This window comes from Paenibacillus mellifer, from assembly GCF_023195895.1.
Taxonomy (GTDB): domain Bacteria; phylum Bacillota; class Bacilli; order Paenibacillales; family Paenibacillaceae; genus Fontibacillus; species Fontibacillus mellifer.
Genome location: NZ_JALPRK010000003.1, coordinates 88,102 through 100,155 on the forward strand (window position 1 = coordinate 88,102; position 12,054 = coordinate 100,155).

13 protein-coding genes are annotated in these 12,054 nt (G+C 54.0%); 4 read left to right on the forward strand and 9 right to left on the reverse strand.

Annotated elements, in window-relative coordinates; all coding sequences use genetic code 11:
• Window positions 1-60: 60 nt before the first annotated feature.
• From M0651_RS04780 to M0651_RS04810, 7 genes are all read right to left on the reverse strand, one after another.
• Complete coding sequence (locus tag M0651_RS04780; protein WP_248550706.1) at window positions 61-1,380, reverse strand: ABC transporter substrate-binding protein; 1,320 nt, start codon at window positions 1,378-1,380, stop codon at window positions 61-63.
• Between the two features lie 23 nt (window positions 1,381-1,403).
• Window positions 1,404-2,564 carry an efflux RND transporter periplasmic adaptor subunit gene (locus M0651_RS04785; RefSeq protein WP_248550707.1) on the reverse strand — a complete coding sequence of 387 codons (1,161 nt, stop codon included), beginning with the start codon at window positions 2,562-2,564 and terminating at the stop codon, window positions 1,404-1,406.
• Window positions 2,565-2,582: 18 nt separating this feature from the next.
• The gene (locus M0651_RS04790) at window positions 2,583-3,410 is read right to left on the reverse strand and encodes a carbohydrate ABC transporter permease (protein WP_248550927.1); all 828 of its coding nucleotides are present in this window, start codon (window positions 3,408-3,410) and stop codon (window positions 2,583-2,585) included.
• 228 nt (window positions 3,411-3,638) lie between these two features.
• Window positions 3,639-4,556, reverse strand: coding sequence for a carbohydrate ABC transporter permease (locus M0651_RS04795; RefSeq protein WP_248550708.1), 918 nt, complete (start codon window positions 4,554-4,556; stop codon window positions 3,639-3,641).
• Window positions 4,557-4,637: 81 nt separating this feature from the next.
• Window positions 4,638-5,765 carry a sensor histidine kinase gene (locus M0651_RS04800; protein ID WP_308195464.1) on the reverse strand — a complete coding sequence of 376 codons (1,128 nt, stop codon included), beginning with the start codon at window positions 5,763-5,765 and terminating at the stop codon, window positions 4,638-4,640.
• Window positions 5,766-5,769: 4 nt separating this feature from the next.
• Complete coding sequence (locus M0651_RS04805; protein WP_248550710.1) at window positions 5,770-6,471, reverse strand: response regulator transcription factor; 702 nt, start codon at window positions 6,469-6,471, stop codon at window positions 5,770-5,772.
• Between the two features lie 43 nt (window positions 6,472-6,514).
• On the reverse strand, window positions 6,515-6,886 hold the full coding sequence (locus M0651_RS04810; protein ID WP_248550711.1) for a winged helix-turn-helix transcriptional regulator: 372 nt from the start codon (window positions 6,884-6,886) through the stop codon (window positions 6,515-6,517).
• 192 nt (window positions 6,887-7,078) lie between these two features.
• Here M0651_RS04810 and M0651_RS04815 point away from each other — a divergent pair, with 192 nt between their 5' ends.
• Together M0651_RS04815 and M0651_RS04820 are read left to right on the forward strand one after the other, a co-directional pair.
• Window positions 7,079-8,302: an MFS transporter gene (locus M0651_RS04815; protein ID WP_248550712.1), complete on the forward strand. Its 1,224-nt coding sequence runs from the start codon at window positions 7,079-7,081 to the stop codon at window positions 8,300-8,302.
• Complete coding sequence (locus tag M0651_RS04820; RefSeq protein WP_248550713.1) at window positions 8,299-9,141, forward strand: aldo/keto reductase; 843 nt, start codon at window positions 8,299-8,301, stop codon at window positions 9,139-9,141. Before M0651_RS04815 ends, M0651_RS04820 begins: the two co-directional genes overlap by 4 nt.
• Window positions 9,142-9,199: 58 nt before the next feature.
• Here M0651_RS04820 and M0651_RS04825 read toward each other — a convergent pair whose 3' ends face one another.
• Both M0651_RS04825 and M0651_RS04830 read right to left on the reverse strand, forming a co-directional pair.
• Window positions 9,200-9,706: a hypothetical protein gene (locus tag M0651_RS04825; RefSeq protein WP_248550714.1), complete on the reverse strand. Its 507-nt coding sequence runs from the start codon at window positions 9,704-9,706 to the stop codon at window positions 9,200-9,202.
• A gap of 106 nt (window positions 9,707-9,812) precedes the next feature.
• Window positions 9,813-10,673 carry a LysM peptidoglycan-binding domain-containing protein gene (locus M0651_RS04830; protein ID WP_248550715.1) on the reverse strand — a complete coding sequence of 287 codons (861 nt, stop codon included), beginning with the start codon at window positions 10,671-10,673 and terminating at the stop codon, window positions 9,813-9,815.
• A gap of 173 nt (window positions 10,674-10,846) precedes the next feature.
• Here M0651_RS04830 and M0651_RS04835 point away from each other — a divergent pair, with 173 nt between their 5' ends.
• The gene (locus M0651_RS04835) at window positions 10,847-11,422 is read left to right on the forward strand and encodes a DUF421 domain-containing protein (protein ID WP_248550716.1); all 576 of its coding nucleotides are present in this window, start codon (window positions 10,847-10,849) and stop codon (window positions 11,420-11,422) included.
• Between the two features lie 94 nt (window positions 11,423-11,516).
• Window positions 11,517-11,996 (forward strand): DsrE/DsrF/DrsH-like family protein, encoded by a 480-nt coding sequence (locus tag M0651_RS04840; RefSeq protein ID WP_248550717.1) that lies wholly within the window; start codon window positions 11,517-11,519, stop codon window positions 11,994-11,996.
• Window positions 11,997-12,054 lie beyond the last annotated feature (58 nt).

The following is a 12,054-nucleotide window of genomic DNA, read 5'->3' on the forward strand; positions in this document are numbered from 1 at the left end:
CCCACCTCCTTCCGAGGCAGGGATTCCAGAATGTTCAAGAGATACAGACTTCAAGCCGTATTATTCGTTCAAAAAAGTGGTTACGCGGTTCTGAATCAGCTTGGCGGCTTCCTCTGCGGATTTCTGCCCGCTAAAGTAAGCCAACGACTCCTCGCCTACAATAGCGATCACTTTCCCGTCAAGCTGCGAGAATTGGTCCACCGTATCCAGCATCTGCCCGAACCGGACGAACTCCTCATCCTCCGCCTGCACGGTTGTCCCGTCAGGCAGCTTGTAGCTGCCGTCCGCGATTTGCTTCTGAATATCGGTCAGCTTCTCTTCGTTCACCGATTTCAGCAGCGAAAATCCACTGTGCTCCGGCATCTGTTGTACCTCCTCCGTCAGGAGGAAGCTGACCAGCTTCCAGGCCTCATCCGGGACAGACGTGCTCGCGCGGATGCCGAACTGGGAGGAGGGTACGATTCGCATCGTGCCCGATTGTTCCGGTTGATGCGGCTTCTGCATCAGCATCGGATGCTCGAAGTACCTATGCGGCACATTGATCACATCAGCCGGCTCGAATAACACGGCGGAGTAGAACAACTGCTTCCCGGGGCCGGCCGATTCGGCGGTCATCACGCCATCGTCATACATTTGCTTGACTTGGTGCAGCAGGGCCACGAATTCCGGGGAATCGAATTTGGCTTGCTTGGCTGTCGTATCCACATAGGTCTCATAGTTATCTACCGTCATTTCTTGCATCAGCATATCCGGCGGATACTCCGCCATCGCAACCCCTTTGTCTTTCCCCTGCGTCAGCGTCTTCGCTTTCTCAGCAAAATCCTGCCAAGTCCACGTTTTTTCCGAAATACCGGCGTCTTTCAACACTTGGCCGTCGGCGATGAATGCCCGCAGCGAGTACCCGCCTGGAATCGCGTACAACCCGCCGCTCACCTTGGTGGCCTCCAGGATATTCGCTTGAAGATTCTCCTTCTTGATCGATGAATCCCCGCTTAGCAGGGAATCCATGTCCTGAAGTTGACCTTTGGCAACATAATCACCGATAGGCAGACTGTTCATCTCAATGACGTCTGGCCCTTGCCCCGAGAGCAGCACCGTATTGATCGACTTCTTATACTCCTCCATCTCTCCGGGTTTCCACTGTTCTCCAGCCTGTTTGTAGGCTTGGACGGTTAAATCAATATCCGGGTATTTCGCTTCGAACTTTCGCTCCAACGCCTCGTAGAATGAGGTTGCCTCCTGTACCGATAAGATTAGGGCGGCTTTACCTCCTTCCGAAGCCGGCTTTCCCCCGGCGCTCTCCGCTCCGGCACCGCAAGCGGTTAATGCGATCATCATCATGATTGCCAATCCTATTGTCATTCCCATCCGTTTCTCCATGGGTCACGCCTCCTAGATCTTATTTATTGCAAACGAACCCGGTTCCCATCCTGCAGCGGTTCACTGCTTTCCAGAATGATCAGATCCCCCTCATACAGGCGGTCCGCCGGAATCATCGTTTCTTCTTCATTCCCTAAGCTTGCTTCAATCGTCACCTTACGAGCGATAAACTCGTTACCCAAAGCCCCGCGCCGCTCCTCCACCTTGAAAATAAACCGCGTACCGCCGTCGCGATGAATCGCTTCGTTCGGAAGGAGCCAACCTTGGTCCGCGGAAGTCTGTTCCAGCTTGATCGAGACCTGCTCACCCCCTTTCAGGCCGGGGTCGGCCACCTGGATGCGCAGCCGTTTCTGCGGTACCGTTGCCGTCATTCCGACGGGATCCTCCGCTGACCCGGCGACTCGTGATCCCGCGTCAGCGATTTCCTCCACCGTTCCATCTAACGTACGAGCCGGTTGATCGCCTGAGGCGGCAACCGCGACCTCAAGCGTCTGCCCGGTCGCGACCTGCAGGCGGCCGATCACCTCGGCATCGCCGGTCATCTCCAAGCGGTAGCCCTCGATGTCGCTCGATACGACCATGTCCGGTTGTCCGGCCGAAGCCAAACCCTCTACCGCGTTCACTTTAGTAACGACTCCATCAAACGGGGCAACGAGCTCGCGCTGGCGGTCGAGTTGCTCCTTTAGGCCCTCGATTTTCCTCTCCTGTACAGTGAGATCCAATTTACGTGTTTCCAGCTCGCGTTTCGCTTCCCGAAGCTCTGTCTCGTCGCCGCCAACCGTGGCTTCAATGAATTGGTCCTGAATCGTCTCCAGCGCAATTCGCTGCTTCTTGAGCTGGTCCGACTCATCTTCCAGCTCCCGCTCAGCGGCGGCGCTGTCGTAGAGTACGAGCGGTTGACCTTTCTTCACCCGGTCGCTTTCCTTCACAAGCACCTTCCGAACCTTCCAGCCTGCTGGATTGGGAAGCTCCGCCTGCTTGGCCGGCTGCAATACACCGCTGGCCTCCAATTTATAGGTAAGTCCGCCGAGCTTGGCTTGGCCCGTCCGGACCTTCGGCAACGTCACCGATTGCAGTGTGTTGCTGAACAAGGTGAAAAACAGTAATCCTCCCATCAGAGCCGTAAAGGCGATGAATATCATCTTTTTCCTCTTGCGATCGGTTTGTTCTTTCGTAAGCTCCATGTCGTCAGCTTCTCCTCCTTACCCCTTGATTCCGGACAGCTGCACGCCTTCGATGAAATAGGTTTCGGCATAAAGGAACAGCAGCACCATCGGCGACATGTACAACATCGAGGCGGCAAAGGCAGTCCCCCACTCGCCGCTTAATCTCGACAAGAAAACTGATAAAGGCTGCTGGAGCGGATCCAAAAAGACCAACGGCTGCTCGACCATGTTCCAGTAATCCACGAACAATAAAATCACCAACGCGGCGAGACCCGGTTTGACCATCGGAAGGATGATCGTCAGAAAGATCCTCGGATGACCGGCGCCGTCCATCTTGGCGGCCTCGAGATAGGCGTACGGGATATGCAGCATGAACTGGCGCAGCATAAAGACCCCAAATGCGGCGAAAATCCCCGGCAGAATCACCGCTCCCGAATGGTGCAGCAGCCCCAGCTTATCGGCCATGAGATAGTTGGGGACCAGCGTGACCTGAAAGGGCATCAGCATCGACAGTAAATACACCAGGAACACCGCGTCGCGACCGCGAAACCGCAGCTTCGAAAGCGCATAAGCCGCCATTGCGGCCACCGCCGTTTGTCCGGCGATGATCGGCAGCACCAGCCCTACGGAATGCCAAAACATCAGCAAGTAGTTAGGGGTATGTACCAACAGTTGACCGTATTGCTCCAACGTGACTTGGTCCGGCACCCATTTCAAATTGACGAAGGTTTCGGCACCGGTTGAGGTCGCCTCCGTCAATTTCCCGATATTTCCGTAATCGATGACCAGCTCCTGTTCGCTCATCAGCGAGTTGGTGAACGTAATGATGATCGGGAACAGCAGCATCGCAGCGACTACACTCATCCCCCCGGTTAACAAAACCTTACGTATCGTTTGGAACGCCTGCACGTCCTGCACCTCCTAAATATGCGCGTTTTTGTCGGTTTTGCAGGACCGAGAAGGTTGGATGAAGCTAGGGACTGAGTAGCGCAGCGTACGTTTTGGGTACGTGAGCAACGGAAGGCCCTGGTGAATTCAAGATTCGATGTCGAGCCCGCTTCATGAATTACTTCGTCCTGAAAAAGCGACCTTCTATTCCATGAATTGTCGGTATCGGCGTTCCAGCCCGAACAAGCCCAGGACGATCGCCAGGATAGCGGCAACCATTAACACCGCGGCAGCCGTCAACTTCTGAATGTCCATCGAAACAAACATATTGTTCATGTAGTGCTGCAGCATGTAGATGCTGTCGTGCGGATAATCGCCCGCAAGCAAATACGTCTCCCGGAATACCTTAAACGAGTTGATAATGGACATGATGACTACGAAGAACGTGGTGGTCGTCAAATAAACGAGCGTGATGCCGAAGAATCGGCGAACGGGTCCTGCGCCTTCGACCTGTGCCGTTTCGTAGTAGTCCTTGGGAATCTGCTGCAAGCCGGCCAGAAACAAAATCACGTTGTAGCCGATGTTCTTCCACAAATACACCACGATGACGACATACCGAGCGGCCCCGGTCTTCATCCAGTCCACGCGTTCCATCCCAAAGCGGCTAAGGGCATCATTCAGCACGCCATTCCAGTCAAATATCATTTGCCAGATGAGAATGACCGAAGCTACCGGCACAACCAGCGGCAGCACGTACGAAGTGCGCAGCCACTTCCGCAGGTAAATCTGCCGATTTAACAACAAGGCGAGAATCAAGGACAGCACCAGCATCAACGGGACGCCAATCGCGCTGAAGTAAAGCGTGTTAGCTGCTGCCTTCCGGAACGAGTCGCTGGCTAGAAGCTCTCGGTAATTCGCTAAACCGGCGAACCCTCCGCCGGAGGTACCGCTCTGGAAGGAGTACAAGAGACTCATCCCAAACGGGATCAGATAGAAGACCGCAAACCCGGCCACGCTCGGCGCCAGGAAAAACCCGGCCGCTGCGGCATCCCCGCGTCGCCACCTTGCGAATCCCAAAAAGGCTTGGCCTTTTGGCGCACGCAAAAAAACCCACTTTTTCATTTCCCAATCCTCCTGCCGTTCTTGCTCTTAAGCATAAGGCGGACTGTTAAAATCAAAAGTGGGGTAAACCTAAACTTTTTCTTAAGTCAGCTTGTCATGACGAAGTGTTTCTTGAGATCCGAGCTTCGGCAAACGCACCTCAAACTCCGTACGGATCAGATCGCTTTGCACCGAGATGGCGCCTTCGTGCTGCTCCACGATATTCTTGGCGATAAACAGGCCCAGCCCCGTGCTGCCTTCCTGGTGCGTACGCGCCCGATCGCCGGTGAAGAACATGTCAAACACATGAGGCAATTCTTCCGGCGGAATGGAGTCCCCATAGTTGGTGAGGCGCACGACAACCTCTCCCCCGTCCAATTCCACGCGGACGTCGATGTACTCCCCGTCTTTGCCGTAACGAACGGCATTGGACAGCAGGTTCTCAAAGACGCGGGCGAGCAGATCGCCGTCGCCGGAGATCATCAGCTGCGGCTCCGTCTCCAGACGGGCGGCCAGCTGATTTTTCTCAAATATCGGGTACATCTCTTCGGTCAATTGAGTCAGTAGCTCGCTCAAGTCCAGGGGTCGGCGGTGGATATTCAGCTTGCCGTAGTTCATTCGTGTAATTTCAAACAGCTCGTCGATCAGCTTCTCCAGACGCTGCGACTTGGTGTAGGCAATCGTCGTGTAATGCTTCATTTGCTCGGCGGTTAAATCCTTGCCCTGCAAGATGAAGTCCAGGTATCCGATGACAGAGGTTAGCGGGGTTCGCAGATCATGGGCTAAGTTCAGCACCAATTGTTCCTTACTGTTCTCGGCAAAATCCCCTCGTTCCACCGCCTGCTGCAACTTCTCGCTCGCCAAGTTAATGTCCCGTGCAATCTCCCCGAATTCGTCGCCGGAAGGAACATGGACCCGATTCGTGAAATCTCCCCCCGCCAACTGATTGATCCCCCGGGAAATTTCTCGAAAGTACGCGACGTATCGCCGGGTAAGCAGATAGAAGTATAAGAACGAGAGCGGGATAAAAATAATCAAAAATACGTTGATGTCGCCGATCTCACGCATAATCCGACGGACATCATACAACGGGTCTTCCCGAAGCAGCGTATGGTAATACCCCCGCAGGGCCAGGTAGACCAGAAAGGTCGTCCCGGCAGAGAGCAGCATGCTGAGACCAAACAAACGGATCATTTGGAAGCGGAAGCTGCGAAACTTCGGTTTATCCATGTGGTTATCCATTGAACGTATACCCTACTCCCCAGACGGTTTTAATGAGCTTGTTCTTGTGCTGATCTTCGCCTAACTTCTTGCGCAGGGTCCGGATATGCACCATCACCGTATTCCCGCCTTCAAAATAAGCCTCGCCCCAGACCTTCTCAAAAATATGCTCCGAGCTGAACACCTTCTTCGGATGGCTGGCGAGCAGCACCAAAATATCGAACTCCTTGGGCGTAAGCTCCACCGGTTCGCCGTACAGAAAGACCGTCCGCTGTTCGGGATGGATCACGAGTCCTCCCGCCTCCAACACCGGCTCGTCCGCCGGAGCGGCAACCGAAGGATTCAGTTGAATAAAACGTCGCAATTGAGCGTTCACCCGGGCCACCAGCTCCATCGGATTAAACGGCTTAGTCATGTAATCGTCCGCCCCACGAACCAGACCGGTGATTTTATCAAGATCGGTTGCCTTGGCGCTTAGAAAAATAATCGGCAAATGATACTGCTCGCGGATTTGCCGGGTCACTTCGTACCCGTCGATCTTCGGCATCATAATATCCAGAATGGCCAGATCCACGGATTGCGTCCGGATGGCATCCAGCGCCTCCTGTCCGTCGGCCGCTTTGATGCAGCGGTATCCTTCCCGGGCCAGGTGCAGTTCAATCAAGTCGGCGATTTCCGCCTCGTCGTCTGCAATCAATACCGTGATGGGTTTCATCGATCCATCGCTCCTTTTCATGGACAGCATAACCGATGACGCTTCACGATTTCAAATGTTCGTTTAAGACGTTCTCATCCAGAACATCATAGCTGCCGTATACCTTGCAGATATGTTGCTCTCCCCAAGCGCAGAGCGCATCCAGAATCCCGCGTAAGCTATCTCCATATTCGCTTAGCTCATATTCCACCCGGGGCGGGACCTCCTGGTAGATCATCCGGCGAATAACCCCGTCTGCCTCCAGCTCGCGCAGCTGCTGGGTTAACATTTTCTGCGTGATGTCGGGCATCAGTCGTTTCAATTCACTGGTCCGTTTTCGTCCGTGCGTCAGGTGGCACAGGATTACACACTTCCACTTCCCGCCGATCACCTCCAGCGTCGCTTCTACGGAAATATTGTATTTCTTCTCTTTCATCGTCTTCGCTCCTTTTCATAGGCACTAAAATGTACCTACCCTACTTTTTGGTGCCTATATCACTTCAAAGTGCGTACTTCTCAAATTTAGCCCTATCTCCCATAATAGCATTTGTCGCTCGTTTCTGCCGAATTGCCGCAGAACGCCGGCCACACTTATTCAACATCATCACAGGGAGGTAAAAACAGGCTTATGGATAAACAACGAAGTGTCATGGCGTTGCTTGCCTTGGCGATTAGCGCCTTTGCGATCGGAACTACCGAATTTATCAGCGTGGGTCTGCTGCCCTTGATCGCCGAGGATCTGCACATCTCTACAACCACGGCGGGGTTGACCGTTTCCTTATATGCATTAGGCGTCACCTTCGGGGCGCCGGTTCTCACCTCACTAACGGCACGGTTGTCACGCAAAACGCTGCTGCTAGGGATCATGGTCGTGTTCATGATCGGCAATGCCCTGGCAGCCGCGGCGACCGGGATCGGCATGTTACTCGTCGCAAGGGTCGTCTCCGCCTTCTCGCACGGCGTGTTCATGTCGATCGGTTCCACGATTGCCGCCGACCTGGTGCCGGAACACCGCCGGGCCAGCGCTATATCGATCATGTTCACCGGTTTAACCGTGGCGACGGTCACCGGCGTTCCGCTGGGCACCTTTATCGGACAGCAGCTTGGCTGGCGCGCTGCATTTATCTTGATCGTCGCCGTCGGACTGCTTGGCTTCATCTCCAATAGCCTGCTGATTCCGTCCGGCTTGCGGAAAGGGACGCGAACCGCGTTGCGCGACCAGGTGAAGCTGGTCACGAACGGGCGGTTGCTGCTCCTGTTCTTGATCACGGCCTTAGGGTATGGCGGCACCTTTGTCGTTTACACCTACCTGTCGCCGATCCTACTGGATATTACGGGCTTTAAGGAAAGTGCCGTCGCCGTCATTTTGCTCGTGTACGGCGTTGCGATTGCCATCGGTAACATGGTTGGCGGCAAGCTGTCCAATCGTCAGCCGATCCGCGCCTTGTTCTATATGTTTATGGTTCAGGCGCTCATCCTCCTGGCCTTACTGTTTACAGCACCGTTTAAGGCCGCCGGCTTGGCAACCATTTTCCTCATGGGGCTGCTGGCCTTCATGAACGTACCGGGGCTGCAAGTGTATGTCGTCATGCTGGCGGAACGATTCGTCCCCTCTGCAGTCGACGTCGCCTCCGCGATCAACATCGCGGCATTTAACGCCGGAATAGCCCTTGGGTCTTACCTCGGCGGAATCATCGCCGATTCAATCGGCCTCATCCATACCTCGTGGATCGGCGCGCTGATGGTCGCGGCCGCGGTGGTTCTCACCGGCTGGAGCCGCGTCCTAGAACAGAAAGATCGGCAAGAAACGCACACTCATCCTAAACTTCAACAGGAGGTTCAATGTTTATGATCACCCATTTACAAAATACCACTACGCTGCACAATGGAGTGAAGATGCCTTGGCTGGGCCTTGGCGTCTTCCAGGTCGAAGAGGGTCCCGAACTCGTCAACGCGGTCAAATCCGCCATCGCCTACGGTTATCGCAGCATCGATACCGCAGCGATCTACGGGAATGAATCGGGCGTTGGACAAGGTATCCGCGAAGGTTTGCGGCAAGCCGATATCCCGCGTGAAGCCCTGTTTGTCACCTCCAAGGTATGGAATGACGACCTTGGATACGAAGAGACGCTGGCCGCTTATGAAACGAGCCTGCGCAAGCTGGGTTTGGACTATCTCGATCTGTACCTGATCCACTGGCCAGTGGCTGGTAAATACAAAGAAGCCTGGCGGGCGTTGGAGACGCTCTACAAAGCCGGAAAAGTCAAAGCGATCGGCGTCAGCAACTTCCAGGTTCATCATCTGAAGGACTTAATGGCGGACGCGGAGATCGTTCCGATGGTTAACCAGGTCGAATACCATCCGCGTCTGACGCAGCAAGAAGTGCAAACCTTCTGCCGCGAGCACGGCATTCAAATGGAGGCCTGGTCCCCGCTGATGCAAGGGCAATTGCTGGATCATCCTTTACTGGTTGAGCTTGCCCGCCATTATGGGAAATCGGTGGCGCAGATCCTCCTTCGTTGGGACTTGCAGAACGGTGTGATCACCATTCCGAAATCGACCAAGCCACACCGCATTGCCGAGAACGCGAGCGTATTCGATTTCGAGTTAACGGCCGAGGATATGGCGCGGATTGGCGCCTTGAACGAGAACCTTCGGATCGGGCCGGACCCCGACCATTTCGATTTCTAAGCACACCAAAAAGAGCAGATGCCGGGGATCCCTTTAGATCCTTCGGGTCTGCTCTTTGTCAGCTGTAGGGGCCGATTTCAATGCGGTGATGTTCCGTCTCATACGTGAGGTCCTTGTATACGCCATCCTCTTTGACCGAAAATTCAGCGACCGCATAAATTTCATACGTGCCGATCCGATCGATTCGGGTTTCGAAAAACTCGTTGATATCCGTTTCGCCCCCCATGCTGCGAGCTACCGCGCTGTCCACCTCGGTGATCGTGTTCACCCGGTTCCCCGCACTGTCTACAATCAGGTAATGAAACATCCGTGGCTTGCTCTGCAGTTCAAACCGTTGTTTTGACAGATTGTGCAGGCTGGCAATCAGCGTAAACGTCTCGTCTAAACCCGCTCGCTTCGGAACGGATAACTCAACAGTGAAGGGTCTGTCCGTTTGCTGGGAGGCAGCCCCGTTTTCAGCCGGTCTTAGTCGGGTCAGCGCCTGGTCGACCGGATCAAACGAGCTGCACCCGGCAAGCAAGAGCAGCCCTAATGCCGCCGCCAATCCTAAAGCCGATTTCTTCAAAACAATCACCTCAAACTGAATAACGTGGGATCGCCGGTTTGGTTGCAGACGGCGTAAAGAAAGGGTACCTCAAAGGTACCCCGGGAATCAAGAGCCTTCGGCCCTGTTAGGAACGATTCGCTTCCCACCAGCTTAGGTACGGGTAAGCGTTGAGGGCTTTCCACGGCGACGTCTGGTAGATGCCAAAATGTAAATGCGGCAGGAATAGACCGGAAGTCCCTTCCGGACCGTAGCCTGTGCTGCCCACGTAACCGATCAACTGGCCTTTCGTCACTTTGCTGCCCGTACCGATTCCCTTCGCATAACGCGATAGATGCGCATAGTAAAATGCGGTAGAGCCATCGACCCGCACGGTCAGTCGCCAGCCACCGAGCTCGTTCCAGCCATAATTGATGACTTCTCCGGCCATCGCGCTGTAGACGGGAGTCCCTTCATCGGCAAAAATGTCGATCCCCTCGTGCGAGCGCTGGGCGGTGCCATCTTCTGCCCAGGCCCGTCCATCACCATAACTGTTCGTCATCGGAGTGTACGTCCCCTTGGCGAGCGGGAAGAAGCCATTTTCGAACCGATCCGGCTTGGCCACAGCATTGGTTGATTTCGCTTCCGCCGGAAGGTTGATTTGCAATCCGGCCCAGATGTTATTGGGATTCGATAATTGCGGGTTTGCTGAAATCAGCGAATTCAACGAAACCTTAAATTTCAAGCTGATCAACCACATCGTTTCTCCATTTTGCACGGTATAAGCTGTTGGTCCGGGCACCTCTAGCACTTGCCCCGGATAAATCCAATCGTTGGTTAACTGATTCATCGATTTTAACTGAGTTATGCTGATTTGGTAGGCTGTTGCGATTTTCCATAGGGAATCCCCTGATTTCACCGTGTACGGCGCTGCGTTGGATACGCTGCCAAATAACAAGGTACCGGCGATTGCCCCTGTAATGCCCAGCGTCCACTTCTTATGACTCATGATGTCAACCCCTAGCAGATAGAATAGTTGGACTCCTTCCATCGTACAGGAAATGAGAAGGACAGATAAGCGGTGGATTCTGGAAGTGTCCCGGGAGTAAAAAGGGGATTGCATAAAAAGCCGAGGAATGTGCAAGTTACGGTTATCGATGTGGATATGGAGGGATTTACCTCATGGAATTGGATTGGATTTGGAAATCCGTTTTATTAGCATTGGTTGGCATGGTGCTCTTGCGTCTCGCCGGTAGAAAGTCGATTTCCCAAATGACAGTGGCTACAACGGTCATCATGATTTCGATCGGTACCACGATTGTCCAGCCGATCGCCAATCATGAGTTGTGGAAAGCCATCGGCTCGGCAACCCTCTTCATCATTTGCCTAATTATCCTTGAATATCTCCAGGTTAAGTGGGACGGGTTGGAACGAGTGATGAGCGGTCGGGCGCTCCCGATTATTCAGAACGGCCAACTTCTCACTGGGAATTTGCGCAAAATGCGCCTGACTGTGGACCATTTGGAGGTTCGGTTAAGACAGCTTGGCATCAAGAATATCGCTGACGTCAAAACCGCCACTCTGGAGACGAACGGCCAGATCGGCTATGAGTTGATGGAGCACGCCAGACCTGTCACGATAGGGGACCTGGAGCGAATCCTGGGAATCCAGCCGGGCATGTCCCTAGAAACCTCGGTATTATTCCAAGAGGTTCGACAAAATCACCATCCCACCCCAATCGACCCCAAATTGCAGTAAATTTTGAGCGATTTATGAACCGAGGATAGACGGCCTCTCCTGAACCATACTAATACCAGCTTTATCCAACAACAATGATGGAGGCTTGGTCGCGATGGCGCAAAGAAGGATGAACTTGCTGATGTTCAGCGGGGATTATGATAAAGCGATGGCCGGGTTGATTCTGGCAAACAGCGCTCGGGATATCGACGTGGAAGTGACGATGTTTTTTGCTTTCTGGGGCCTGCTTCTCGTGCGCGATCCGGAGAAAATGACGCTGGAGGACAAGTCGCTGTACGAAAAGCTGATGACCTGGATGACCCCCAAAGGGCCGGAGGAGTTGCCGCTCTCCAAAATGAATTACAGCGGGCTTGGCAAATGGATGCTGAACGAAATGATCGAAGACCAGGAAGCCCCCCGGCTGATCCATTTCTTGAAAGGAGCCCGTAAGAAGAACATCAAGTTCTACGGCTGCAAGCTGTCGGTCGACATCATGGGCTTCAAGCCGGAGGAGTTCCTCCCGGAGTTGGAGATCATCGATGCCCAAACATACCTGCGCGATGCGTTGGAATCGGACATTCAGCTGTTTATTTGAAGTCTAGGCTGTCTTCTGCGAGCCGCTCGTCCCCTTTGTGGACGTTTTCCGAACTCTC